The organism is Rhodanobacter sp. B04 (assembly GCF_002001125.1).
GTDB lineage: Bacteria > Pseudomonadota > Gammaproteobacteria > Xanthomonadales > Rhodanobacteraceae > Rhodanobacter.
Genome location: NZ_MUNV01000005.1, coordinates 501,544 through 527,149, shown reverse-complemented (window position 1 = coordinate 527,149; position 25,606 = coordinate 501,544). Strand labels below are relative to the sequence as shown.

Here is a 25,606-nt window from a genome sequence, read left to right as displayed (position 1 = left end):
GCGGCCATGCAGCCGGCGCAGAACGTCCGTGACTTGCTCGTTGAAGAGGTGCCTGGACAACGCCTCAACGGATGGGTCGGAGCGTTTGCGGGGACGATCTACGCACGACCCGCCAGGGCGCCGGTGGCGTTCCCGTGCTGCAGCCTGGCGATTTCCTGCCGCTGCGCCTCGATGATCTCGCGGGCGCGCTGCAACGCTTCGGTCCGTTTGGTCAGGCAGGTCTCGGTTCGGCCCAGCATGCCGCGCAACTGCATGCCGTCCGCCTCCAGCGCCTCGCAGGCCTGCAGCAGGCTTTGCGCGGTGAAGAAGCTGTCGATCAGCGCCTGCAGCGCAGGCGTCATCCGCGCCGCGGGCACCAGGATGCCCAGCCCGTTGAAGAAGGGCAGCTTGCGGAAAGTAAACTCGATGCCGGCGCTGGCGATATAGTCCTCGATCGCGGTAAGCACGCCGTTGCGCGGGCCGCCCTCGTGCATCGCATTGGCCAGCCAGCCGTTCACGCCCTGCTCGTCCAGTTCGGACTGGCCCGGCAGCATGCCCTTGTAGCTGTAGGCGTGCTTCTGCCAGCCGTCCAGGTCGTCCGGGTTGTAATACATGTCGCGGCGGGCGTAGGGCCACGCCACATCGTGCGACAGCACGATCGGCGGCGCCTGGCCGGCCTTCTCCGCACGCGCCTGCAGCAGGTTGAGTTCATGGAACACGGTGGCCCAGTTGTGGTCGCCATCGAGCAGTACCAGGTCCGGGGCTTCCAGCTGCGGGATCGCGGCGATGCTCTTCAGCGGCAGGAAGCGGTATTCGGCGGGGCCGAATTGCGCCAGTTCGTGCATCAGGGCCGGCAGCGGCGCCGGGTCGATGATGTCGGCGTGGGCACCGTGGGCGCGGCAATAGGCCAGCACGTGGCGGGTGTTCCAGCCGAATTCGGCGCCGATCTCCATGATCCGCTTCGGTTGCACGAGTTCGAACAATGGGCTGATGTAGCGGGGCCAGAAGCGGTTCATTGTGGATTCTCCAGAAGCGCCGGCTGATCCGGAGCGAGATTGTCGAGTGCGTCGTCGTAGCTGGCTGCGCTGGTGATCCCGCCCACCTTGCGCAGGTAGCCGAACGGGCTGGTGCTGACCAGCTGGCGGGTCAGGCTGCGGTCGACCACGAAAGGCGAGTCGCCGGCAGTGAACTCGCGGATCGCCTTGAAATGCTGGCGGCTCGAATAACCGAGCCAGGGTTGTCCGAACACGCTGCCCAGGCAGACCAGGTAGGAACGGTGCGAGACGAGCCGGCCCCAGGCCTGCAGCGTTGCTGGCGAGACATCCTCCATGCCGCTGACATCGAGCAGCACCAGCACCATCTCGGCGGTGGCAGCCCAGTTGCGCGCAGCCGCGGCGCTTGACGGATCGTCCGGCGCGCCATGCAGCGGCGTGATCCGCGCCGAGTGCGGCGCAGCTGCTTCGGCGTGAGCCAGATGCAGGATGCGTGCGCCGTCGATGCCGACCGCATGCGCCGTGCTGTCGACGAAGCCGACCAGCCCGCGCTCGGTTCCCACACTGATGATCGCGTCGGGCCGGACCTGGTGGATGATTTCCTGAAGGCTGACCAGGTCGGCCGGCGCCACCCCGGTGGGCAGGCCCAGCCAACGGACATCGTGGCGCAAACCGCATTCGGCGTAGACCGACATCAGATACGACTGCGCGCCGTCGTCGAACTGCGCGGACAAGCGGCCGGGCCGCACCTGTCCGGTGATGCCCAGATGCATCGGCATCAGCGTGCGCTGGCGCGTGCCCGTGGCGAACTCCGAGGGCATCCGGCCGCGGAAACTCAGATGGTTGCGCTCGACCCGCACGAAGCTCTCGCCGCGCAAGCTGCGGTAGGCGTTCGCGTACGCACGCACGCGGACGTCCTTCTCGATGTCGTCGACGTTGGTGGTGGTGCCGCCATGGAACTGGTGGAAGCTGGCCTCGCCCACCAGCGCCACCAGCGGCCCGGTCGCGACAGTGCTGGCGCGACGCCAGAGGTCCAGGTTGGCAAACCCGCCCCCGGCCTGGTCGAAGCCCTCGTCGAAACCGCCGATGCGATCGTAGAGCGCCGTCGGCAGCATCAGGCAGTTGGTCTCGGTGATGCCGTCGAACCACGGTTCGGGGTTGTCGCTCATCGGGGAACCGATGCGGAACAGGTCGTAGCCGTTGACCGGCCAGCGGATGCGCTCGAACAGCAGGTCCTCCTGTTCGCGCGTGTAGCCGACCAGGGTCAGCCAGCGCTGGTCGCCACCGACGAACCACTGGCGCAGGGCCACCACCGAATCAGGGTTTTCCTGCCAGGCCAGCGCGGCCTCGCGGAACACGCCGGGCGAGAGCACGTGCGCACCGTCGATCATCACCGCCAGGTATTTGCCGCGGGCCATCAGCGCGGCTTCGTTGAGCGCGGCGCATGGCGAGGCCAGCCTGCGGCTGGGGCGGACCAGGCGGAACTGCGGGCCGAAGCTGGCGATCCACTCCGCATCGAGCGGCGGGTCGGAGCCGTTGTCGATGCACAGCACCTCGTAGTCGAAGTCGCCATGGCCCTGCTGGTAGCCGCTGCCGAGCGAGGCCAGCGTGCGTGCCGCCTCGCGCTGCATGTTGTAGAAATTCACGATCACCGAAAGCGTGATGCTGCTGTCGGTACTGCGCTGCAGCGGTGCCGGTGCGGCGGCCGTTCCGGGCGTGCGGTTCGCTGCCGCGGAGGGCAGGTGGACACGAAACGGGATGCTCAGCAGAGTCCCGTGGTCGTCGGCGATGCGCAGTTCCAGCTCGTGCGAGTTGTCGTCGCGAAGTCCGTCGGGCAGCGCGACATCGAAGCCGCAGCAGCCATCGCCTTGATGCAGCTCGGAGAGGTCGGCACGCCACTGGTTGGCGTCGAAGCGCAGCCACTCGCGTCCGCCCTCGTGCAGCGACAGGGTCGGCGACACCTGCTGGCCATCCAGACGGCGCACCCAGCCATGCATGCGCTCCGGGCCGCATTGATCCAGCGAGCCCTGCAGGCGTGCACTGCCTATCGGCAGCGGCAGCACATCGGTGCCGTTTGAGCGGGCAATGGCCGGATCGTGGGCGGGCATGACATACGGACTGCCGACGCGATACCGGCTGCCGTCGCTGCCCATGGCAGTGACCACAAGCACGGTGCCGGCAGGCGGAAGCGGCTCGAGCCCGATGGCAAAGGCGCAATGACCGTCGCCCTTGCCGGCCATGGCCAGATCGGCGCGGAACATCGTGGCCATGCCGTGGCCGAGCAGAGCACCGTCAGCATGTACCTCGATGCGCAACTGCGACTGCGTTTCGTCGTGACTGCAGGCCCATCCCCGCAGCACATGGCCGTTCAGGTCGTCCACCACGCCTTCAAACTTGCCCGGGGGCGTGGAGTCGTTCAGGGGATCGCTCATCTATGTGAAGTCTCGCTGGAGTCCGGGCCGGAATGCCGCGGGCATGCAGGCATGCTGCTAAAGATCGCGTTTCCGGACGCGATCCGCAATACGGGCGGGTATGGCCAGGCGTGATGGCGTTCGCTAGATGAACGGATGCCGGGGCGTCGGTTCAGGTGAAGCGAGTGCGCCGGGTAAGATAGGCACTTTGCTTCAACCACTCCGGATCGGGACGCGCTTACCCCATGAAAAACCGCAGCAAGCCTGAAGTACTCGGCCTCGGCACCCGCGCCATCCATGCCGGGCAGCATCCGGATCCCAGTACCGGCGCGATCATGACGCCGATCTACGCGACCTCGACCTACGTGCAGGAGAGTCCGGGCAAGCACAAGGGCTATGAGTATTCGCGCACGCAGAATCCGACGCGGATGGCTTATGAGCGCTGCGTGGCCGACCTGGAAGGTGGCGTGGCCGGTTTTGCGTTCGCCTCCGGCCTGGCGGCGGCGGCGACAGTGCTGGACCTGCTCGACTCGGGCAGCCACGTGATCGCGATGGACGATCTTTACGGTGGCAGCTACCGCCTGTTCGAACGGGTGCGCCGGCGTTCGGCCGGGCTGGATTTCAGCTTCATCGACCTCAATGACAGCAGCGCGCTGAAGGCGGCCTTGAAGCCCAAAACGCGGATGATCTGGGCCGAGACCCCGACCAATCCCATGCTGAAACTGGTCGATCTGGCCAAGGTCGCCGCCTTCGCGAAGAAGCACGGCCTGATCCTGGTGGTGGACAACACGTTCTGCTCGCCGATGCTGCAGCGTCCGCTGGAATACGGCGCGGACCTGGTGCTGCATTCGGCCACCAAGTATCTCAACGGCCATTCGGACATGGTCGGCGGCATCGTGGTCGCCGGCAGCAAGGCCATGGCCGACCAGATGGGTTTCCTGCAGAACTCGGTGGGCGCGGTGGCCGGTCCGTTCGATGCGTTCCTCGCCATGCGCGGCTTGAAGACCCTGCATCTGCGCATGAAGGCGCATTGCGAAAGCGCACTGATCCTGGCGAAGTGGCTGGAAAAGCATCCGGCGGTCGAGCGGGTGATCTATCCGGGCCTGAAGAGCCATCCGCAGCACGCCCTGGCCAAGCGCCAGATGCACGGTTTCGGCGGCATCATCACGATCGAGGTGAAGGGCGGCCTGAAGAAGGCGCGTCGCATGCTGGAGCGCTGCGAACTGTTCGCGCTGGCCGAATCGCTGGGTGGCGTCGAGAGCCTGATCGAGCACCCGGCCATCATGACCCACGCCTCGGTGCCGGCGGCCAACCGCAAGCGGCTGGGCATCAGCGACGGGTTGATTCGGTTGTCGGTAGGTGTGGAAGACGTGCGGGACCTGCAGGACGAACTGAACCGGGCGCTGGCGTGATGCGCTGGCTGTCGCTGGTTTCGGGTTACGGGTACGTTTGATGCCGAGGCATGCCATCTCGCCGGCCGCACTCGTGCGCAGTACGTGGAAGCATCGCGAGCTGATCCTGCAGCTGACGCGCAAGGACGTCATCGGGCGCTACAAGGGCTCGTTGTTCGGGTTGGCCTGGTCGTACATCAGCCCGCTGTTCATGCTCGGGATCTATACCCTGTTCTTCACGGAAATCTTCCATGCCCGCTGGGGTGCGACGGATACCGGCAAGGGGCAGTACGCCACGGCGTTGTTCGCAGGCCTGATCGTGCATGCGATGTTCGGTGAATGCATCACGCGCGGCAGCCAGCTGGTGACGGACAACGCCAACTACGTCACCAAGGTGATCTTTCCGCTGGAAATCCTGCCGTGGGTTTCCAGCCTCACGTCGATGTATCACGCACTGGCAAGCCTGGTGATCCTCGCCGCGTTTTCGCTGATCTTCAACGGACACATCGCGGCGACCTTCCTGCTGTTTCCGCTGGTGTTCCTGCCGTTGATACTGATCGCCACGGCCGCAGGATGGCTGCTCGCGTCGCTTGGCGTCTACGTGCGTGACGTGGGACAGATGACCAGCCTGATCGTGATTGCCCTGCTTTATACGGCGCCGGTGTTTTTCCCGATGGATCATCTGTCGCCGAAGATGCAGGCGGTCATGCATTTCAATCCGCTGACGTTCCTGATCGTGCAGGCGCGCGAGGTGCTGCTGTGGGGTCACCTGCCGGACTGGTCGGGACTTGCACTCTATACCGCCGGTGCGTTGCTGGCCTGTTGGCTGACCTATGCCTGGTTCCAGCGTACCCGTGCAGGATTCATCGATGTCCTCTGAAATCATCCGGGCGGGCCGCACGGGTCCGCTGATCCGCGCCAAGGGCATCGGCAAGCGCTATCTGGGCTATGCCAAGCCGCATCACCGGCTGCTGCAGATGCTGGGCCGTAAGACCTATGCCAAGGAATTCTGGGCACTGCGTGATTTCGACCTGGAAGTGTGGCCGGGCGAGACGATCGGCATCATCGGCAAGAACGGTTCGGGCAAGTCCACCTTGCTGCAGATGATCTGCGGGCTGATCGAACCGACCATCGGCGAGATCGAGGTCAACGCGCGGGTGGCCGGCCTGCTTGAGCTGGGTGCAGGCTTCAATCCGGAATTCACCGGGCTGGAAAACGTCTACCTGAAAGCCGGCTTGCTGGGCATGGGCCGCACCCAGGTCGATGCCAAGCTCGATTCGATCCTCGCCTTCGCCGAGATCGGCGACTTCGTGCACCAGCCGGTCAAGACCTATTCAAGCGGCATGTTCGTGCGGTTGGCGTTTGCCGTGGCGGTGGCGGTCGAACCCGACGTGCTGGTGGTGGACGAGGCGCTGGCGGTGGGCGACGCGTATTTCCAGCGCAAATGCCATCGGCGCATTCAGGAGTTGCAGGAGGCTGGCAGCACGCTGCTGCTGGTCACCCACTCCACTGATGCGGTGGAGCGCATGTGCAGCCGCGGCGTGGTGATCAATGCCGGCAGCAAGGTATACGACGGACCGGTGCGTGGCGCCATCTCCGACTATCTGCAGCTGATCTTCGGGTCGCATGTGGCAGAGCCAGCAGGCAAAGCGGCGATCAAGGTGCTGGGTGAGACGGCCGACGATGCGGTCACCGAGCTGCTGGCTTCCGGCAATGCTGATGTGCTCTCGCAGCGCAGTGGCTATAACCGCGACGAGATCCGCGTAGGCAATGGCAAGGCGATGCTGGCCGATTTTCATGTGGTGGGGCAGTCGGGTGTGCCGATGCTGTTTCCGGGGCAACCCGTGGAGTTCCTGGTCAAGTACGTGTTCAAGTCTCCCTTGGGTCGCGTCATTTTCGGCATGCTGATCCGTACGCCCGAAGGCGAACTGGTTTACAGCACCAACACGTTCCTGGAGCGCGCAGAGGCATTCCACCATGAAGAGGGCGATGTCGTGGTCGTGCGCTGGAAGTTCAATGCGCATCTCATTCCCAAGCAGTACCTGATGACGTTCGGGATTTCGCAGTTCGACGAATTCGGGCAGGAGACCATCGCCATCGATCGGCGTGCGGATGTCATGGTGCTGGCCGTATTGGGTGACACGGGTGCTGCCCAGGGCGTCGCCAATCTGCAGGCAAAGTGCGAAATCGAAACGATGGTTGGTGCAGGTGGCAAGGGGTAATTCGCGTCATCCGCTTATTGTTGGACGGGTGGCGGGTAAGCTCATAGGGACTTCAAATTGCGTACCACACTGAACATCCAGGATCCGCTGTTCATCTCGGCCCCCAATGACGGTGGGTTGTTGTATGTGCATCGCGATCTGCTAATGCCCATGTTGCATGAGGACATCACGGGACTGTCGCCGACGGCGGATGGCCTGCTGTGGTGCGTGCAGACAGCGGGCAGCCCCCTGCTGCGCGAAGTCCGGCAAGGGCAGCTCGAGGCGATTCCGGTCGCGACGAACCCGCTGGATCTGCACGATGTGCTGGTCGATGCGACGGGCATCTATGCGGTATTCACCGAGACCAACCAGGTCGCACGCCTCGATGAGGCTTTCCGTGTGCAGGAAAGCTGGCGCTTCGGCGAAGAGCCGGATTGTGTGCACGTCAATTGCATCGCCATGCACAACGGGCGTCTGCTCGCCTCGATGTTCGGGGCATTCACCACCCACCGAGGTTACAAAGGCGAGACCCGGCAGGCCGGCAAGGTAGTCGATGTACGGACTGGTGCGACGTTGATCGAGGGGCTGTCCCAACCGCATTCGCTGGTGGCGGTGGGTGAGCAATTGTGGCTTTGCAGTTCGGAAGACTGCATGGTGCACATTTACGACAGGGAGTTCCGGCTCGAACGGCGAATCGCATTGCCGGGATACACGCGCGGGCTTGCCGTCGGCAAAGACACCGTCTACGTCGGCATCAGCCGGAGCAGAAATCTCGCGGCCGGCGAGGTTGGGCGGTTTGGCTCGGCCGTTGTCGCACTGCTGGATCGCCAGTCGCTGGAAGTCGTCGGTTACCAGCCGATTCCGTGGAACGAAATCTACGACATCCGGATCGTGCCATCGGCGGATCTGGTGACCAAGGTGATGGCATCCACATGGACGTACGAACGTGGTATCGCCCAGGCTGAGCTGGCACGGACCAAGGAGCTTGCCGCGGCAGCGGACGTCTCCAGCAAGGCTGAGCTGGCGCGCTTGCAGCAGCAAGCGGGCGACGAAATCAGGCGGATGCAGCAGCAGGTGTCATTGACCCATGACGCCATGCGGGTAACGACGCGGCATGCCGAAAGTCTGCAGGCGCAGTTGATTGATGCGCGTGGCGAAATCGTCAAGCGCGATGCGCGTATCCATGTGCTGGAGTTGGCCCGGAACGAGCTGGAACTGATCAAGTCCAGCCGCTCGTGGCGCTGGACGCGACTGCTGCGCTTCGTGACGCGCACGATCCAGCATCGTGGACTCAGCGTGGAAGATCGGCGCCGGCTGCTGCGTCGGCCGCTCGTTCCCGCGGTATCGGGAGCCTCGTCGGCAGCACACGTTGAGACGATGCCGGGCACGACGCCTTCCTTGGCGGATGTCCGGCTGGAACCGCCGTCCGGCATGCTGCGCGACTTCTTCGTGTGGGCCGTGATCGATTGGCACTTCCGCATCCAGCGCCCGCAGCACCTTGCGCGTGAACTGGCCGCGGCGGGTCACCGCGTGTTCTACATGTCGAACCATTTCATCGATCACCCCGGGCCCGGCTTCAGCGTCGAACCGCTGGACAAGGCAGGGCGCCTGTTCCAGATCCACCTGCACCTGCAGGGCAGTCCGGCGATCTACCACGCGTCTCCCGACGCCGCAGCGCAGGCGCAATTGCGCGAAGGGATCGGCATGCTGCTGGCATGGACGCACAGCCGCGCCTGCGCTTCGCTGATCCAGCATCCCTATTGGCTGGAAACGGCGCAGATATTGCCGAGCCAGCGGATCGTCTACGACTGCATGGATCACCACGGCGGCTTCGCCGACAATTCGGACGAAGTGCTGGCGCGCGAGCACGAACTGATGCGCGATGCCGACCTGCTGGTGGTGACTTCCGACTGGCTGCATGCCGAAGCAGGCAAATACAACGCGCACCGGATGATGATACGCAACGCCTGCCAGTATGAGCATTTCGCGACACCTCCCGCTCGCGTGTTCAGGGACGCGAGTGGCCGCAAGGTGATCGGTTACTACGGTGCGATTGCCGAATGGTTCGACCTGGATCTGCTGGAAAAGGTCGCCCGTCGCTTCAGCGATTGCCTGGTGTTGCTGGTCGGTGCCGATACCTGTGCAGCACGGCAGCGTTTGCGCGCGCTGGACAATGTGGAATTCGCCGGCGAGGTGCCTTATGCCGAGCTGCCTTACTACCTCGAAGGTTTTGATGTCTGCCTGCTGCCGTTCCAGGTCATTCCGCTGACCCTGGCAACCAATCCGGTCAAGGTCTACGAATACCTGAGTGCAGGCAAGGAGGTGGTGTCGATCGCATTGCCGGAGATCCGTCAGTTCGGCGATCTCGTGCGCACCGGCATTGATCATGCGACGTTCCTCGCTGCCGTGGATGAGGCCTTGCAGGCCGAACCCGATCCCGACCAGGTTGCGCGCCGTCGCCAGTTTGCGGCCGAACAGACCTGGGCGCACCGCGTGCAGGACCTGGTGCGGGGCATCGAGGAGCTGTCCGAACCGCGTGTAAGCGTGGTGGTCGTGACCTACAACAACCTAGATCTCACCAAGGCATGCCTGCACAGCCTCGAGCAATACAGCGACTACGCGAATCTCGAGGTGATCGTGGTCGACAATGCCTCGGCCGACGACACCCCCGACTACCTCAGGATGTGGGCGACGGAAGGTCGTGATCGCCATGTCGTGCTGAATGCGGACAATCGGGGTTTTGCCGCGGCGAACAATCAGGGCCTGGCGCTGGCGAGCGGCGATTACCTGGTGATGCTCAACAACGACACCTATGTCACGCCGGGCTGGATCGCCACCCTGGTCGGGCATCTGCGGCGCACCGCAAAGCTCGGCATGCTCGGCCCGGTGACCAACAACATCGGCAACGAGGCGCGCATCGAGATCCGCTATGACGACATGGACGACATGCTGCAGGCTGCCGGTGACTACACCAGCCGGCATGCGGGACAGCTGACCCAGCTGCGTACGGCCGCCTTCTTCTGCGTGATGCTGCGCCGTGAGGTGTACGAGACCGTGGGTGGGCTGGACGAGGCGTTCGGCATCGGCTTCTTCGAGGACGACGACTATTGCCGTCGGGTGGAGCAGGCCGGCTGGACGATTGCGTGCGCTGACGACGTGTTCGTGCACCACAATCTGTCGGCATCGTTCAACAAGCTCAAGCAGGAAACGCGACAGGCGCTGTTCGAGCAGAACAAGGCAATTTATGAGGCGAAATGGGGGGCATGGACCCCGCACAAGTATCGCGATGCGTGACTTCCGCAATGCATGTCAGATGGCCGGCCGGCTTCGAGTGCTCAAGCCACGGCTGGTGTTGCTGACTCGATGTCCTGATCCCTTGATCTGCCTGGGAGTGTTTGAGTGTTGACACGTGTGCGCATGGCTCCATGGGTCTTGTTCGCGGCGGGCTTCCTGCTGGCCGCCATCGGTTTCGTCGGCAACGCCATGTGGAGGCAGATTCCCTGGAGCCCGGCGGCTTTGCTGGCAGGGCTCGCGCTCGTATCACTGCTGCTGGCGTACGGGCTCGCCCGCCTGTTTCAGTGTCAGGCGGCGACCTCTGCGGCGGCCGTCTGGTTGGGGGCACTGGTTTACTTCGCCGGTATCTCGCCGTTTGCCTCGGTGCTGCTGATCACCGTGGCCGCGTTGGCGATAGGGAGCGTGCTGGTGCCGAAAGGCTGGGACGCACGCGTACCGCTGTCGGTTCTGGCCGGGTTGGCACTGCTCTGCGGCATCGTCGGTTGGTTGTTGCCATTCCCTCTTCACGGCCATGCGGTGTACACCCTGGCTCTGCTGGCCGTGATCATCTTGCGCCGGCGGGCCGTGCTTGACATGGTTGCGCCGTTGTCGCGCTCCTGGACAGCCGCCGTGGCCGGCTCGCCTTGGGCGGCCCTGCTCGGGGTACTGGTGCTGGGCCTGGTCTCGACCTGTGCCTGGGTGCCGACGATCCACTACGACGATCTGGCCTATCACCTCGGCCTGCCATACCAGCTCGAGACGCTGGGTTATTACCGGATGGACGCCGGGTCGAGGGTATGGGCGGTTTCGGCCTGGGCCGGTGACGTGCTGCAAGGCATGGCCCAGGTGGTCGCCGGAGGCGAGTCGCGAGGTCCGGTCGACGTCCTGTGGCTGATGCTCACCGTGACGATGATGTGGAAGCTCTGTGAGGCACTGCAGCTCAGTCCGCGCACGCGCTGGCTGGCGGTCGCCATCTACGCCAGCATGCCGATGACCGCCGGTACGCTCACGGGGATGCAGACGGAAGGAGCCACCGCGGCGGCGGCGGTTGGCGTGGCTTTGCTGATCCAGCGAACCATGATTCCCGGTCGCAGAGAGCTGCTGCTGGTGGCCTTGTTGCTGGGCCTGTTGCTCGGCTTGAAGGTGAGCAATCTGATGGTGGCCGGCCCCCTTGGCTTGTGGCTGCTGTGGCAATGGCGCGCGAAGCTGCCCTGGCGAACCCTGCCGCAAGCTGTCGTGCTTGCGCTTTTCGTCGGCGGGTCCAGCTATTTCTATGCGTATCTGCTGACCGGTAATCCGGTGTTGCCGCTATTCAACGGGTTCTTTCATTCAACGTATTACAACGCCTCGAATTTTCACGACGCAACCTGGGATACGGGCTTTCACTGGAGCCTTCCATGGGACCTGACTTTCCACACATCCCGGTTCATAGAAGGATCGGATGGCGCTGGCGGATTCACCTTGCTGGCACTGCTCGGTGGTCTTTTGCTCGCCGTGACGCGGCGCAATCTGCGGCCGCTGGCATTGATGGCGAGCTTGGTGTTCCTGCTGCCGCTGACCCAGATTCAATATCTCCGATACGCCCATCCAGCGATGGCGTTATTGGTGCCGGCGATGCTGGGCGGGTTACCTGCCGCAGATCAATCCAGGCGCCAGGCGCGTGTGCTTGCCTTGATGCTGGTAGGGCTGGTGCTGGGGAACCTGCTCTTCGTCGCGAACGGTGACTGGCAGTTGCGGCAGGGAGTCCTGCGGAACGTGCTGGTGCAAGGGCGCGCCTCGACCACCGATACGTATGCCCCGATCCGTCGTCTCGCGGCATTTATCCGTGATCGCTATGGTGCACAGGCGCGCGCGCTGATCATCGATGGTCAAAACCCTTTTGCTGCCGAGCTGGCCGGGAATGCCTTTGTCATCAATTGGTATGACCAGGAACTCTCGGCAATGGCTGCCGGCGCCGACGGTGATCCCAGTGGAGAACGGTGGTCTGGTTTGTTCAAGCACACGGGGGCAAACCTGCTTGTGGTGAACAAGGTCGGGCATACGCAGGCGCTCGATGCCGCCATCGACAAGGCACAAGGCGCCCGTGTCTACGAACTGGGTGACCTGGAACTTTGGACGCTGCATTCGGGCGTCGCAGGTATCGAGGTGCCTGCTCCGGCGCATGCCGTCGTCGTGAAATTCGATAGTTCGTCGACGCCGGCAGGTGCGACGGTCGTCAGTGCGGACCTGGACCTCAAGTGCAAGGCGGCAAATGTCCCCATTGTCATCAGCTGGGACGTTACGGAGGCGGACGGACAACACTGGCAGCGGGCCGAATGGGCCAGATGCCTGCAGACCGGCAAAGCCGAAGCATCGCTGGAGGTGCCCTTGTTGTCGAAGGTCACCGGTTTCAGCGTGAATGCCGCGCCTTCGCAGCCGGTGGATCTTCAGTTGCAATTGACCACGGCGACGGCGGCGTTTCGTCCGGATCTCGCGGCGGATCGCGATCTGGCCCTCCGCTTGCGTAGTGATCTGATAGGCACAGTGAAAATGTGGAACAAGGCGAGGCGGGCGGCACGGAAGGCGAAGCCATGAGCATCTTGCGGCAGGGCACCAGCTTTCTGTTCATCGGCGGCTGTCTGGTACTGGTCGACTGGGGCGTTTTCGTACTCTTGAGTGCATCAGGGGTGGATACGCCGATCGCGAATGTGGCCGGCCGTGTCGTCGGTGCATTGCTTGGCTTTGTGGCGAATGGTCACATCACTTTCGGCTCGGCCGGTTCGGCCCGTCTGGGCATGCATCGCTTCGGCCGCTTCGTGTTGCTCTGGCTGGTGATGACATTGCTGAGTACCTTTCTGGTGAGTGAAGTGGCGACCCATCTGAGTCTGCGGCTGGCATGGCTAGGCAAGCCGATGGTTGAAGCCGTGTTGGCCGCTGCCAGTTTCTTCATTTCCCGTCACTGGGTCTATCGTTGATCATGAATACGACATCGAATCCGCGTATCGCGGTGGTCATTCCATGTTTTCGCGTGAGCGCCCAGATTCTGGGCGTGATCGGGCGTATCGGTCCCGAGGTTGGCTGGATCCTCGTGGTCGACGATGCTTGTCCTGAGCATACCGGCGATGTCGTCGAGCGGGATTGCCATGATCCTCGGGTAGTGGTCCTGCGCCATCCGCAGAATCTCGGCGTGGGTGGTGCCGTGATGACAGGTTACGCGGCCGCGTGCAGCTTGCCGGCTGAGGCGGTGGTGAAGCTCGATGGCGATGGGCAAATGGATCCTGCCCTGATCCCGAGACTGGCCGCTCCCTTGCTGAAGGGGCGTGCCGACTACGTCAAAGGCAATCGGTTCTACCGTGTGGCCGATGTTTCGGGGATGCCGCCGGTACGGTTGTTCGGCAATGGCGTATTGTCATTCCTGACCAAGCTGTCGTCGGGTTACTGGCAGCTTTTTGACCCGACCAACGGGTTCACGGCGATTCATCGCGCCCTGCTGGCCGAGCTGAATTTCGAACACATCGCCAGGCGATATTTTTTCGAGTCGGATCTGCTTTATCACCTAAACCAGTTGCGCGCGGTCGTGGCCGAGATGCCGATGAGCGCCTCGTACGCCGACGAGCCATCGAGTTTGAAGCCAATGCGGATGATCGGGCCCTTCCTGCGCGGCAACATCCGGAACTTCAGCCGCAGGCTGATATACAGCTATTTCCTGCGCGGCTTCTCGGCGGCCTCGATGGAATTGCTCATCGGTTTTCCGCTCCTTGTGTTTGGTCTCGTGTTTGGTGCCTGGCATTGGTGGGGCTCCGTCATCGGGCGTGTGCCAGCGACAGCGGGTACCGTGATGCTGGCAGCGCTGCCGATTATTCTTGGAACCCAGTTCTTGCTGTCATGGCTGAACTTCGATGTGGCCGCAGAACCCAGGCATCCGGTGCATGCCACGCTCAGCCACCGCGCTCGCGAGGAATAGCAGCCTGGCAATGCCCATGTGAACGAAAACAGTCAGCCCAGCAGAGATCCGGATCTTCATGCACCAACCAAAGCATATCCTTTGCATCGTGGGCACCCGTCCCGAAGGCATCAAGATGGCGCCGCTGATCAAGGCGCTGAAGCGAGAACCCTGGGCGCGCGTGACGGTGCTGGCCACGGCGCAGCATCGTGGCCTGCTCGATCAGGTACTGTCGCTGTTTGATATCCAACCGGACGTGGATCTGGACATCATGCGCGCCAATCAGGCCCTGCCCGAGCTGACCTCGCGACTCATCACGGCGCTCGACCAGAAATTCACCGAGTTGTCGCCGGACGTGGTGCTGGCGCAGGGTGATACCACCACGGTGATGACGGCTGCGCTGGTGGCGTTCTATCGACGCACGCCGTTCGGGCACGTCGAGGCGGGTCTGCGCACCCATGACCTGGACAATCCGTTTCCGGAAGAGATGAACCGGCTGGTCGCGGGGCATCTGGCGAAGTGGCATTTCGTGCCGACCGAGCGTTCGCGCCAGAACCTGTTGCGGGAGGGCATTGCGGACACGGCCATCCACGTCACCGGCAATACGGTGATCGATGCGCTGCTTGAGGTGGCGGCAACGGATTGGCCGCTGGGCATTCCGCTGGATCCGGACAAGCGGCTGGTGCTGGTGACGGCCCATCGGCGCGAGAATTTCGGCGAGCCGTTTCGTGCGGTTTGCCGTGCCATCCGTACGCTGGTTGATCGCCATCCCGATATCGAGGTGCTCTATCCGGTGCATCCCAATCCCAACGTCAGCGAGGCGGCGCACGGGTTTCTGGGCGACCACCCGCGCATTCGCCTGTGCCAGCCACTGGACTACGCGCCGTTCGTCGAGGCGCAGAAACGTGCCTTCCTGATCCTCACCGATTCCGGCGGCGTGCAGGAGGAAGCGCCCGCACTGGGCAAGCCGGTGCTGGTGATGCGCTCCGAAACCGAGCGGCCCGAGGCGGTGGATGAAGGTGTCGTGCGGCTGGTCGGTACCGATGAGGCGCGCATCGTTGCCGAAGCCTCGCGCCTGCTGGATGACCCGGATGCGTATCGCCGGATGGCGCGCGGTGTTTCTCCCTACGGGGATGGCAAAGCCTCTCGGCGTATTGTCGGTGTGCTGCGTGCGGCGCTTTGCCCGGATCATGCACCGGCAGTGAGGGAGCCATGAGCATGTGGTGTCTGCCCGCGTGAGTCTTCCACGACGACCATCGCGATGGCGGCGGAAGGCCCTGCGCGCCAGCCGCATGCTGCGCTTTGCCGTCGACACCGCACGTCTTGCGGTGTCCGGGTTGCGCGCACGCTGGCACGGGAAGTCGACCAAGTCGCAGTCGCCCACGGGCAGTGCAGAGGTTGCCCCGACAGTGGCGGAGCAACCGGCAGCGGTATCGCATCCCGTATTCCGTTTCGAGGATGCGCCGCAGGTCAGCATCGTGGTTCCCGTCTATAACCACCTTGATCAGACCAGGCACTGCTTGCGCTCACTCGCGGCAGCCGGCGCGAAGTGCACCTTCGAGGTGATTGTTGTCGATGATGGTTCGACCGACGGCTCCGCCGAATGGCTGGCAGCCTGCCCGCAGGTGCGGGTGCAGCGCATGGCCGAGAATCGCGGTTTCGTCAGTGCCTGCAACGCAGGCGCCGATATCGCGCGCGGCCGATACGTGGTGTTCCTGAACAACGACACGGAAGTCACGGCGGGCTGGCTCGACGCCTTGATGGGAACCTTCGCAGTGCATCCGGATTGCGGGCTGGTTGGCGCCAAGCTGATCTATCCCGATGGGAGCCTGCAGGAGGCCGGCGGCATTGTGTTTGCGGATGGCAACGCCTGCAACTACGGCCGTGGCGGCAGCCCGCAGGATCCTCGCTACAATTTTGTGCGCGAAGTGGACTATTGCTCCGGCGCCTGCATGGCATTGCCGACCGAGCTGTTCCGATCGCTCGGCGGGTTCGATCTGCGCTATATGCCCGCCTATTACGAAGATACGGACCTCGCCTTCTCGGTCCGTGCAGCCGGCTATCAGGTGCTCTATCAGCCGCACGCCGAGGTAGTGCATTTCGAGGGCAAGACGGCCGGCACGGATGCCTCGCTCGGGATCAAGAGGTTCCAGCGTATCAATCGCGAGAAATTTGCGGCCAAGCAACAGCTTGCGCTGGCCGGCCAACCGAAGCCGGAGGATTTCGCGCACTCTCCCGAGCACTGTGCCACGCATCGTCGTGGCCAGCGCGTGCTGGTGGTCGATGCGGATTATCCACGGGTCGATCGCGATTCCGGTTCATTGCGCATGTTCAACATGCTGCTGCTGCTGCGTGAGCTGGGCTGCCATGTGCAGTTCTGGGCGACAGGCGCCGCCGGTGACGATCACGATGCACGCATGCTGGAACAGCACGGCATCGAACGCATCGTGGCACCGTCGCGTGCGCAAGCATTGCGCTGGTGGTACGCGCATGGCGACAGCCTTGACGTGGTGGTGCTGTCTCGCTTGCCCGTGGCGCTGAATTCGCTGCGGCTGACGCGCCGCTATGCGGCGCGGGCTGCATTGATTTTCGATACCGTCGACCTGCACTTCCTGCGCATTGCACGAGGCGCTGCCATGCATCGAAACAGCGCCGAAGCGGCCTGGGCAGACGAGCTGCGGCGTAGCGAACTGGAACTGATGCGCCAGGCCGATCTGACCCTGGTAGTCAGTGAGTACGAGCGCAACCTGTTGAGCGAGTTGGCACCGACGGCCGACGTGCAGGTTCTTTCCAATGTCCATCTTGTGCATGGACGGCAGGCATCTTTCGTTTCGCGGAAGGGCCTGCTGTTCCTTGGAAATTTCGAACACGAGCCGAATGTCGATGCAGTTCGCTGGCTGACTGAAGAGATCATGCCGCGATTGCGGGCCCGGCTTGCAGGAGTGAGCCTGCACATCGTCGGCTATGCGGGGGGCGACGTGTTGGCGGGCTTGGCCAGCGAGGATGTGCTGGTCCACGGCTACGTGGCCGATCTCGAGCCGGTGCTGCGCAGCGTGAAGGTGGCCTTGGCGCCGCTGCGCTACGGCGCAGGCGTAAAGGGCAAGATCAACATGGCGATGAGTCATGGCGTGCCGGTGGTGACCACATCGATGGGTGCGGAAGGCATGGCATTGGTCGATCGGCGGGATGCGATGATCGCCGATGACAGCGATGCGTTCGTGGATGCCATCGTCGAGTTGTATGTCAACGAAAAGCTCTGGTTGACGTTATCGGACCACGGCCTCGAAAACGTCCGTCAGCATTTTTCGGTGGAAGCGGCACGCACGACACTCAAGCGCATTCTGGCAGCGAAGTCGTGCCTCTGACGCAGCACTGAGCGGGCCACGGCCACCGCTTTCGCTCTTCGTGTTGCCTGTCCTGTTGCGGGCGCCGGCGTTTCCGTGGCTTGACCGCAGCATGGCGATGTCATACCAATGCAACCTTGGTGCAATGCTGTTGTCACAACGAGGTTGCGTTGCCATCGAGCATAAGCCTGCTTGATGGCGTGGTGGTGGCGACATTCCGCCCGTTGGATCTGTCTGGGTGGGTGGCACGCCAAACAAGCGAAAGCCCTTGTCCTGCGAGCGACTGGGAGGAGGTGAACGGCAATTCGCGCAGAAAGGGGCCCGGCGAATGACATCACGGCTACGTATCGGCAGTGCCATGCGCACCTTGCTCAGTGGCGGCAGCATACAGGCGACTTGCCTGCACATGCTGCTCATCGCGCTCATCAGTGTCATATTGGTCGAGCGACTCGACTCATCCCTGACCATGGGTTTTCATATCGGACTGGTCTGGCGCAATGCGTTGCCGGTAGCGCTGTTTATCCTGTTGATATACGGCCTGTGCGGACGCCTCCTGCTTTCCCTCATGTTGGGTAGCGGAATCACTTGGCTGGTGTTCGACGTGAACGCCGTCAAGGAACTGAATATGAATTTGCCGCTGTTGCCGGGCGACCTGGTGCTTGTGCATCAAGTGTTGGGCAACATCGGGTTCTTTGCGCACTACACCGGCCATCGCCTGGTATGGCTGGTGCTGGCAGCACTGCTGTTCGCCATCGTGACAGGCGTCATCTGGAAAGTTGAAAAGCACTGGCAGCGCGGCGGCAGGATCAGTCGCGCGACATGGACATGCCTGTCGCTGGCGGCACTCGTCACCATGTATCAAGGCGACGGCTTCTGGCGGGACGTCTATGGCGATGAGGCACTCCCCGGTTTCCAGCAATGGGATCCTATCCTGAGCGTGCAGCAGACCGGTTTCATGGCCGGGATGGTACGAACGACGCAGGAGTCGAGGATCAGCATTCCGCAGGCCGACAAGCCACTCGTTGCCGGTTTTGCGCAGAGCCACGCTGACGAGCTGAACATGCGCATGACGCGCAAAGCTCCCCTCGAGCTACCTGATATCGTGGTCGTGCAGAGCGAGGCCTTCTTCGATCCCGGCGTGCTGAAGAGTGTCGACTATGGTCAATTCGTGCCGAATTTCCAGCGCCTGGCCGCCACCGGAGTCAGCGGGAGCCTGACCACGCCCACTTACGGCGGCGGCACGATCCGTACGGAATTCGAGACGCTTACGGGTTATCCGATGCGGGCGTTTCCTTCCATCATGTATCCGTATTACGGGCTGGCCAGCGGATGGATGCCTACGGTGCCCCATCGGCTGGAGTCGTTCGGTTACTCGACGACGTTGTTCCATCCATTCCGCGCCGGCTTCTGGAATCGCCGACAGGTCATGCCCGAGCTCGGGTTCCAGCACGCTTATTACGAAAAGGATTTCGCCGGTGCGGCACGTGCAGGCGAATTCGTCTCTGATCATGCGCTTTTCGATTTCGTGCTTGCCCATTTTGACGAAGGCAACATGGGCGCGCAGTACGCCATGGTAATCACGATGGAAAACCATGGGCCATGGGACTACGACGTGGGTCCGCTGGCCAAGGTATTGAACGAGCATCCATTGCCACCGGGCCTGTCGGCAACCGGCACGCGGGAGATGACGTATTACCTTTCCCATCTGGTCAATGGGGATGCCGCGCTGGGTGATTTTGCGCAACGGCTGCTGGCACGTCCTCGATGGACTCTACTGCTTTTCTACGGCGACCATTTGCCGGCTCTCGATGCAGCCTACAAGGATCTTGGCTTCGACGATGGCAAACGCAGGGGGCAGCAGCACACCCGCTACATGCTGCTCTCCAACCGGCCGCTCGATCCGCAGATTCCGCGCCAGCTTGACCTCAGCGCCTATCAGTTGCCGGGGTTGCTGTTCGATGCCGTGGGATTGCCCGAGGATGGTTACCTGGCGCTTGCGTCCACCATCCGTACGGCTTGGGAGCAGGATCATTTGCAGCATGCGGAGCAGTATCGGCAGCTGCAGTTCAACGCGGCTTTGCTGGAGGTGAGCTGTGGTCACAAGCTCAGCGCTACAGGCAAATGCAAGCGCCAGGTGTTCTCCGCCAACGCCGACAACAACTGAGCGAAGCGAATGTTGGCGGCAGTGTATTGGTCATTCCGGCCGATCGGTGTCCGTGCCGCGTAGCCGGATATGAACGACGCTTATTGAAAAGGCGGTAAGGTCTCCTGACCGGGTCGAGGATGGAGCGGGCGAATGGTTGCATCGTTTTTGCTGGACGAGGGTGGTACGGACCTTCGAATCGAGCCTGTGGAGGCGCCGGGGCGCCGCGTACCGGCGCGCACCGGCGAAGGAAGCATCCGCCAGCTCACCAGGAGGGCGCTAGGTTACTTGCAGCGATCCATGCAAGCCCCACAAACGGACTTGAAGGGAGCGTGGGATTCGCGGTTCAGCATGGCCGATCGTTGGACCGAGTTTCCGCACCTGCCGCAGCGCGAGCGTGGCTTGATGATGCGTGCCGGCGAACGTCTCAGCCTGCCAGTCGTGACCGTGCCGCGTGAGCCGATCCTGTGGATGCGCTGTCTGCGGGCCGTGCCGCAGATCAGCGACGATGGATTGGACGTGGAGATATGGTCTGGCCGCACCGGCGAGCCAATGCAGTTGCTGATGACCCAGCGATTGGATAACTCGCAGGCAGGAGCCAGCCTGCGCGAGCTGACCATCGATCTGCCGGCGCCGGCGCAGAGCCTGCTTCGAATCGAGATCCGTTGTGGCGCGGGTCCGCAAGGACAGGACGCGGGTGATTGGCTGGGGTTGCTTGGCTTGGTGGTTTGCGCGCGGGACGAGCTCGATCTGTTGCGCGCACGCACCCACCACGCGTGGCGGCTGCAGAACGAGATTGCGCATTTCAGCCAGGTATATTCGGGCGACTTCTATCGTGATCGCCACAAGGATCGCCGCGCCAGCGCCGATGGCAGCAGTCTGCCGCGGGCATTGCCGCCTCGCCCGGCCGGTCATGCGGGCGAAATGCTCATGCGCGAGGCGCTCAAGGCACGCCTGCGAAAAGTGCAGCCGGCAGCGGGCGAAAACGCGTTTTCCTATGCCAACCGGATGCTGGCGACGGCCATCCCGGTGCAGCCCCCGGATTTCCCCGGGCGCCTGCGGGCTATGTCGGCACGGCAGGCGGGCCGGCCATTGCGCATGCTCGCGCTGTGCGCGGGTGAAGCTGCCATCGAGGGCGGCATACTTGCCGCGGCCGGGGTACCGGTCGAGCTATGCATCGTCGACGTCAATGCCGGCCTGCTCGATCAGGCGATGATGCACATGCCGGCCACCGTGACGGTGGATCGGGTACTGGGCGATGCCAACGACGTCGGCCCGCAACTGGGGCAGTTCGACGTAGTGAACATTACCTCGGGCCTGCATCATCTCGTCGAATTGGAGCGCGTACTTTCGGCGATCGCCGAGATCCTTTCACCCGGTGGCGAGTTCTGGCTGATCGGCGAACAGGTTGGCCGCAACGGCAACCGGCTATGGCCCGAGGCCTTGGATATCGCGAACCGCATCTTCTCGGCGTGGCCGGCGGACAAGCGCAAGAACCACAATACCGGCAAGCTGGACGAGAACATCCCGGATGTCGACTTCTCCGCGGGATGCTTCGAAGGCATCCGCAGCCAGGACATCATCGATCAGCTTGACCGACATTTCCTGCCGATAAGCTGCTACTTGCGCAATGCGTTCCTGTGGCGACTGGTGGACGTGGCTTATGCGACCAACTTCGACCTTGGCGACCAGGCCGACCGGGAACTGTTGATTCACGCCGCGGTGGAAGAGGCCATGCACTGGGCGCAGGGGGGGCGCAGCACGGAAATGCACGCCGTCTATCAGAGCAAATGGGCAGGAATGGCCGGGCTGATTGCAGCAAGCGACGGATCGATTTAGCCGCGCTTGTCCTGGCATCGAAGTCCCGTGTCGCTGACGCATGGCCTGCATTCGGCGGGCAATGCGTCAGTCAGCAAAGGAGCGTGCGTGCGCGCAACCGCGGTCACCTGCACGCGGCTTAACCGATCGCCTGCTCCAGCTCCGGAATCAGCTTGAACAGGTCGCCCACCAGGCCGATGTCGGCTATCTCGAAGATCGGCGCCTCGCCGTCCTTGTTGATCGCCACGATGGTGCCGGCATCCTTGATGCCGGTGAGGTGCTGGATCGCGCCGGAGATGCCAATCGCCATGTACAGCTCGGGGGCGATGATCTTGCCGGTCTGGCCGACCTGCAGCTCGCTCGGCACGTAGCCGGCGTCGACGGCGGCGCGCGAAGCGCCGACGGCGGCGCCGATCCGGTCGGCGAACTTGTAGATGATCTCGAAGTTTTCCTTGGAGCCGACGCCACGGCCGCCGGAGACGACCTTGCTGGCGCTCTGCAGGTCGGGGCGGTCGCTGCTGCCCTGCTTCAGTTCGACGAAGCGGGTATGCGTGGGCAGTGTCACGTCGATGGCCAGTGCTTCGATCGGCGCACTGCTGGCGGCATTGCCTGCGGCAGCCCACGAGGCGGAACGGATCGTGGCGACCACGGTGTGGCTGGCGTCGGCCTCGACCGTGATGATCGCGTTGCCGGCGTAGATCGGGCGCTTGAAGGTGTGTGCGGCTTCCACGCTCATCACGTCGCTGACCTGGGCCACGCCGAGCAGGGCGGCGACGCGCGGGGCGATGTCCTTGCCGAACGTGGTGGACGGCACGAATACGTGGCTGTAGCCGGCGGCAGCCTTGGCGATCTGCGGGGCCAGTACGGTAGCCAGTGCGTGCGCGTTGTCGGACCGCGCGATGGTGAGCACGCGGCTCACGCCGTCGATCTTCGCCGCTTCGGCGGCGATCGCGTCAGGCGCGTCGGACAGCACTAGCACGTCGATGGCGTCGGCTTTGACGGCCGCGGCGGCACTCACGGCGCGTGCGGTGGAGGAATTGAGTTTGCCGCCCAGATGTTCGGCGATGACCAGAATCTTGCTCATGTGTGTCTCCGAAGCTTTGTGCAGGGCCCCACCCTGTGGGCGATGCGACGAGAAGCACCGCCCACACGGTGGGCTCCTGCAGGATTGGGGGTTACAGCAGACCTTTCTGCTTCAGCGCCGCGACCAGTTCGGCCGCATCCTTCACCATCACGCCCTTGCTGCGCTTGGCGGGGGCCGCGTAGTGCGTGGTCCTCAGATGATCGTGCGCCTCGACGCCGAGCGAACCGAACTCGATGCTGTCGATCGGCTTGGACTTCGCCTTCATGATGTCCGGCAGCTTGATGAAGCGCGGCTCGTTCAGGCGCAGGTCGGTTGTGATCACCGCCGGCAGCTCGGCCTCGATCACTTCCAGTCCGGCATCGACCTCGCGGGTCACCGTGGCCTTGCCGTCGGCGATGTCGACCCTGCTGGCGAAGGTGGCCTGCGGGCGATCCCACAGCGCGGCCAGCATCTGGCCGGTCTGGTTGGCGTCGTCGTCGATCGCCTGCTTGCCCAGGATCACCAGTTCCGGTTGCTCCTTTTCGATCAGCTTGAGGAATACGCGCGCCGCGGTCAGCGGCTGCACGGCGTCGGCGGTGACTACGTGGATCGCGCGGTTGGCGCCCATCGCCAGGCCATTGCGCAGGTGCGCGGTGAGATCGGCCGGACCGATGCCGACCACGATGACTTCCGTGGCGACGCCTTTCTCGCGCAGGCGCAGAGCCTCTTCCAGTGCGATGTCATCGAACGGGTTGGCGGACAGCTTGACGCCGTCGGTGACCACACCGGTGCCGTCGGGTTTGACCTGGATGCGCACGTTGTAATCCACCACGCGCTTGTAGCCGACCAGAATTTTCATCAACGATTCCTTCTACGGGCGCCTGCGGGGCGCATGCGGTAATGAAGCAGCGCACTATTCTAACCCGAGCCGGCACCATGGCTCGGAAGTGGCCTGTATTCATCGTCAGGTCGCCCTTTGGCTGGCCTGGGCCGGTCTTTCAGTATGATGGGGCGCCGCCTGGCATGAGCGTCGAGGCGGTGTCTGCCGTTTGCCCGAGGACGATGGCCGGTAACGGTCGGCGCGGTTCATAGGGATGCGTCATCGTGACGGCCTGGCTATCTGCAGCAACGAGTGAGCATGACGCAACCCCGCCTTTCCATCGTGATCTGCACCTACAACGGGGCCGCCTACCTGCAACCGCAGCTGGACAGCCTGCTGGCGCAGACCCGGCTGCCCGACGAGATCGTGATCGGCGACGATGGCTCGACCGACGCCACGCCGGAGATCCTGCAGCGGTTTGCCGAACGTGCGCGGCATGCCGGCATCGAGGTGCGGCTGCGACGCAATCCAGCCAACCTAGGTTATGTGGAAAATTTTTCAGCGGGGCTGCGGCAGGCTGGCGGCGACGTGCTGTTCTTGTGCGACCAGGATGATGTCTGGCGGCCGGACAAGCTGGCCAGCATGGCGGAGCGCTTTCGGGCCGATCCATCCTTGTTGTTGCTGCACAGCGATGCACGCCTGGTGGATGCCGGTGGCGAGTCCCTCGGATGTTCGCTGTTCGATGCCTTGCAGCTGACCGCGGAGGAAAAGCAGGCGATCCATGCGGATCGTGCCTTCGAGGTGGTGCTGCGGCGCAGCTTCGTGACGGGCGCCACTGCCGCATTCAGGCGCGAATTGGTCGAGCTGGCGCTGCCGGTCGCGCAGGACTGGATTCACGACGAATGGCTGGCCGCGGTGGCGGCTGCGGCTGGCCGCGTCGATTTCATCGACGAGCCACTGATCGACTACCGCCAGCACGACGCCAACCAGATCGGCATGCGCCGGCGCACGCTGGCGATGAAATGGCGTGACCTGCTGCTTCCGCGTGGCCGGCTGTTGTCCGATGAGGCGGGGCGGCTGCGGCGGCTCGAGGCGTTCCTGGCGGAGGCAGGGCTTCGTGATGGCGTCGAACGTGCCGTGCAGATCCGGCACAAGCGATCCCACTTCGAGCGGCGTGTCGCGATCGGCCGATTGCCAAGGCTGCGACGGCTGCTGCCGGTGCTGCATGAGGCGCGCGAGGGTTGTTACGGGCTTTACGGCACCGGTGGCCGCTCCGTACTGCGGGATCTGCTGCGCCATGACTGAGTTATGCATGACCGACGTCTGCGCGGTGATCGTGAGCTATCAGCCCGAGCCTGCCGCCATATCGAGCCTTGTCGACAAGGTGGCGATTCAGGTCGGCGCTGTCGCGCTGGTCGACAATGCCAGTGCGGGCGGCTGGCAGCAGGCATTGGCCGAGAGCCTGTCGCACCGGGGCGGGGCATTGCTGGAGCAGCCGTACAACCTCGGTCTGGCGGCTGCGCAGAACATCGGCATCGCCTGGGCGCGCTCACACGGATATCGCCATGTACTGCTGCTGGATCAGGACAGCGAGCCGGATGCCGGGATGGTGGCGTCGTTGCGGCAGGCGCTTCAGGCATTGGCGCCGAACCGGATCGCTGCAGTGGGGCCACGCTTTCATGATTTGCGCGAGCATCGCGATGCACCCTTCGTGCGCATCGGTTTTCCGCTGAATCGCAAGCTGTGGTGTGCAAGCGATACCCAGCATATTGCCTGCGATTTCCTGATCAGCTCGGGTGCGCTGATTCCGCTCGAAGTGATCGATCGCGTCGGTCCGATGGACGAAGGCCTGTTCATCGACAACGTGGATCTGGAATGGAGCTTTCGCGCCCGGGCCCAGGGTTATGCCTTGTACGGCGCATGCGCGGCGACGATGCACCACAGGCTGGGCGATGCCCGTCGCGCGCTGCCTTTCGGCATTGGCCAGGTCGTGGTGCATGGGCCGCTGCGGCTTTACTACATGATGCGCAACCGCCTGTTGCTGTACCGGATGCCGCACACGCCACGCGCGTGGGTGGCCCAGGATGTGCCGCGCGTGCTGGCCAAGCTGTTGCTGTTCGGTGTACTGATCGGACCGCGGCTGCGCAACCTGCGTTGCATGCTGCGCGGCCTGCGCGATGGCTGGCGCGGGCAGCGGGGTGCGTGCCCGGCGGACCTGTCCGGGCATGATTGAGTCGTGTCTGATGCCG

The 25,606-nt window shown here is 63.6% G+C and carries 17 protein-coding genes; 13 read left to right on the top strand and 4 right to left on the bottom strand.

The window, feature by feature from the left end:
• Nucleotides 1–98 precede the first annotated feature (98 nt).
• Nucleotides 99–995 carry a class I SAM-dependent methyltransferase gene (locus B0E46_RS02245; RefSeq protein WP_077554043.1) on the bottom strand — a complete coding sequence of 299 codons (897 nt, stop codon included), beginning with the start codon at nucleotides 993–995 and terminating at the stop codon, nucleotides 99–101.
• On the bottom strand, nucleotides 992–3,403 hold the full coding sequence (locus B0E46_RS02240) for a CmcI family methyltransferase (protein ID WP_077554042.1): 2,412 nt from the start codon (nucleotides 3,401–3,403) through the stop codon (nucleotides 992–994). The genes B0E46_RS02245 and B0E46_RS02240 overlap by 4 nt, the downstream gene beginning before the upstream one ends.
• A 224-nt stretch (nucleotides 3,404–3,627) precedes the next feature.
• On the opposite strand from B0E46_RS02240, the gene B0E46_RS02235 reads away from it, so the two are divergent.
• The 11 genes from B0E46_RS02235 (at nucleotide 3,628) to B0E46_RS02185 (ending at nucleotide 21,495) form a co-directional block, all read left to right on the top strand.
• Nucleotides 3,628–4,794 (top strand): PLP-dependent aspartate aminotransferase family protein, encoded by a 1,167-nt coding sequence (locus B0E46_RS02235; protein WP_077554041.1) that lies wholly within the window; start codon nucleotides 3,628–3,630, stop codon nucleotides 4,792–4,794.
• A 40-nt stretch (nucleotides 4,795–4,834) separates the two neighbouring features.
• Nucleotides 4,835–5,653 carry an ABC transporter permease gene (locus tag B0E46_RS02230; RefSeq protein WP_077554173.1) on the top strand — a complete coding sequence of 273 codons (819 nt, stop codon included), beginning with the start codon at nucleotides 4,835–4,837 and terminating at the stop codon, nucleotides 5,651–5,653.
• Nucleotides 5,643–6,995, top strand: coding sequence for an ABC transporter ATP-binding protein (locus B0E46_RS02225; protein WP_168171115.1), 1,353 nt, complete (start codon nucleotides 5,643–5,645; stop codon nucleotides 6,993–6,995). The genes B0E46_RS02230 and B0E46_RS02225 overlap by 11 nt, the downstream gene beginning before the upstream one ends.
• A gap of 57 nt (nucleotides 6,996–7,052) precedes the next feature.
• The gene (locus tag B0E46_RS02220) at nucleotides 7,053–10,268 is read left to right on the top strand and encodes a glycosyltransferase (RefSeq protein ID WP_077554039.1); all 3,216 of its coding nucleotides are present in this window, start codon (nucleotides 7,053–7,055) and stop codon (nucleotides 10,266–10,268) included.
• A gap of 123 nt (nucleotides 10,269–10,391) precedes the next feature.
• On the top strand, nucleotides 10,392–12,821 hold the full coding sequence (locus B0E46_RS02215; protein ID WP_139350384.1) for a hypothetical protein: 2,430 nt from the start codon (nucleotides 10,392–10,394) through the stop codon (nucleotides 12,819–12,821).
• Complete coding sequence (locus B0E46_RS02210) at nucleotides 12,818–13,201, top strand: GtrA family protein (RefSeq protein ID WP_077554172.1); 384 nt, start codon at nucleotides 12,818–12,820, stop codon at nucleotides 13,199–13,201. The genes B0E46_RS02215 and B0E46_RS02210 overlap by 4 nt, the downstream gene beginning before the upstream one ends.
• A 2-nt stretch (nucleotides 13,202–13,203) precedes the next feature.
• Nucleotides 13,204–14,190 (top strand): glycosyltransferase family 2 protein, encoded by a 987-nt coding sequence (locus B0E46_RS02205; protein WP_077554037.1) that lies wholly within the window; start codon nucleotides 13,204–13,206, stop codon nucleotides 14,188–14,190.
• 58 nt (nucleotides 14,191–14,248) lie between these two features.
• A complete protein-coding gene (wecB, locus tag B0E46_RS02200; RefSeq protein ID WP_077554036.1) occupies nucleotides 14,249–15,385 on the top strand; it encodes a UDP-N-acetylglucosamine 2-epimerase (non-hydrolyzing) in 1,137 nt (378 codons plus the stop codon).
• A gap of 76 nt (nucleotides 15,386–15,461) precedes the next feature.
• Nucleotides 15,462–17,534 carry a glycosyltransferase gene (locus tag B0E46_RS02195; protein WP_077554035.1) on the top strand — a complete coding sequence of 691 codons (2,073 nt, stop codon included), beginning with the start codon at nucleotides 15,462–15,464 and terminating at the stop codon, nucleotides 17,532–17,534.
• 385 nt (nucleotides 17,535–17,919) lie between these two features.
• Nucleotides 17,920–19,677, top strand: coding sequence for an LTA synthase family protein (locus B0E46_RS02190; RefSeq protein WP_168171114.1), 1,758 nt, complete (start codon nucleotides 17,920–17,922; stop codon nucleotides 19,675–19,677).
• 330 nt (nucleotides 19,678–20,007) lie between these two features.
• On the top strand, nucleotides 20,008–21,495 hold the full coding sequence (locus B0E46_RS02185) for a class I SAM-dependent methyltransferase (RefSeq protein ID WP_168171113.1): 1,488 nt from the start codon (nucleotides 20,008–20,010) through the stop codon (nucleotides 21,493–21,495).
• Between the two features lie 118 nt (nucleotides 21,496–21,613).
• Here B0E46_RS02185 and B0E46_RS02180 read toward each other — a convergent pair whose 3' ends face one another.
• Both B0E46_RS02180 and B0E46_RS02175 read right to left on the bottom strand, forming a co-directional pair.
• Nucleotides 21,614–22,558 (bottom strand): FAD-binding protein, encoded by a 945-nt coding sequence (locus tag B0E46_RS02180; RefSeq protein ID WP_077554032.1) that lies wholly within the window; start codon nucleotides 22,556–22,558, stop codon nucleotides 21,614–21,616.
• Nucleotides 22,559–22,649: 91 nt separating this feature from the next.
• Nucleotides 22,650–23,396, bottom strand: a complete 747-nt coding sequence (locus B0E46_RS02175; protein WP_077554031.1) for an electron transfer flavoprotein subunit beta/FixA family protein — start codon at nucleotides 23,394–23,396, stop codon at nucleotides 22,650–22,652.
• A gap of 279 nt (nucleotides 23,397–23,675) precedes the next feature.
• Here B0E46_RS02175 and B0E46_RS02170 point away from each other — a divergent pair, with 279 nt between their 5' ends.
• Both B0E46_RS02170 and B0E46_RS02165 read left to right on the top strand, forming a co-directional pair.
• Complete coding sequence (locus B0E46_RS02170; protein ID WP_077554030.1) at nucleotides 23,676–24,662, top strand: glycosyltransferase family 2 protein; 987 nt, start codon at nucleotides 23,676–23,678, stop codon at nucleotides 24,660–24,662.
• A gap of 7 nt (nucleotides 24,663–24,669) precedes the next feature.
• Nucleotides 24,670–25,590, top strand: a complete 921-nt coding sequence (locus B0E46_RS02165) for a glycosyltransferase family 2 protein (RefSeq protein ID WP_254425008.1) — start codon at nucleotides 24,670–24,672, stop codon at nucleotides 25,588–25,590.
• The last annotated feature ends 16 nt before the right edge of the window (nucleotides 25,591–25,606 follow it).

Coding starts and splice junctions, on each gene's coding strand:
- B0E46_RS02225 (WP_168171115.1), top strand. CDS start 5,643: ATGTCCTCTGAAATCATCCGGGCGGGCCGCACGGGTCCGCTGATCCGC.
- B0E46_RS02170 (WP_077554030.1), top strand. CDS start 23,676: ATGACGCAACCCCGCCTTTCCATCGTGATCTGCACCTACAACGGGGCC.
- B0E46_RS02240 (WP_077554042.1), bottom strand. CDS start 3,403: ATGAGCGATCCCCTGAACGACTCCACGCCCCCGGGCAAGTTTGAAGGC.
- B0E46_RS02185 (WP_168171113.1), top strand. CDS start 20,008: ATGGCCGATCGTTGGACCGAGTTTCCGCACCTGCCGCAGCGCGAGCGT.
- B0E46_RS02210 (WP_077554172.1), top strand. CDS start 12,818: ATGAGCATCTTGCGGCAGGGCACCAGCTTTCTGTTCATCGGCGGCTGT.
- B0E46_RS02195 (WP_077554035.1), top strand. CDS start 15,462: ATGCTGCGCTTTGCCGTCGACACCGCACGTCTTGCGGTGTCCGGGTTG.
- B0E46_RS02175 (WP_077554031.1), bottom strand. CDS start 23,396: ATGAAAATTCTGGTCGGCTACAAGCGCGTGGTGGATTACAACGTGCGC.
- B0E46_RS02245 (WP_077554043.1), bottom strand. CDS start 995: ATGAACCGCTTCTGGCCCCGCTACATCAGCCCATTGTTCGAACTCGTG.
- B0E46_RS02230 (WP_077554173.1), top strand. CDS start 4,835: ATGCCGAGGCATGCCATCTCGCCGGCCGCACTCGTGCGCAGTACGTGG.
- B0E46_RS02235 (WP_077554041.1), top strand. CDS start 3,628: ATGAAAAACCGCAGCAAGCCTGAAGTACTCGGCCTCGGCACCCGCGCC.
- B0E46_RS02215 (WP_139350384.1), top strand. CDS start 10,392: ATGGCTCCATGGGTCTTGTTCGCGGCGGGCTTCCTGCTGGCCGCCATC.
- B0E46_RS02190 (WP_168171114.1), top strand. CDS start 17,920: ATGCTGCTCATCGCGCTCATCAGTGTCATATTGGTCGAGCGACTCGAC.
- B0E46_RS02205 (WP_077554037.1), top strand. CDS start 13,204: ATGAATACGACATCGAATCCGCGTATCGCGGTGGTCATTCCATGTTTT.
- B0E46_RS02180 (WP_077554032.1), bottom strand. CDS start 22,558: ATGAGCAAGATTCTGGTCATCGCCGAACATCTGGGCGGCAAACTCAAT.
- wecB (WP_077554036.1), top strand. CDS start 14,249: ATGCACCAACCAAAGCATATCCTTTGCATCGTGGGCACCCGTCCCGAA.
- B0E46_RS02165 (WP_254425008.1), top strand. CDS start 24,670: ATGACCGACGTCTGCGCGGTGATCGTGAGCTATCAGCCCGAGCCTGCC.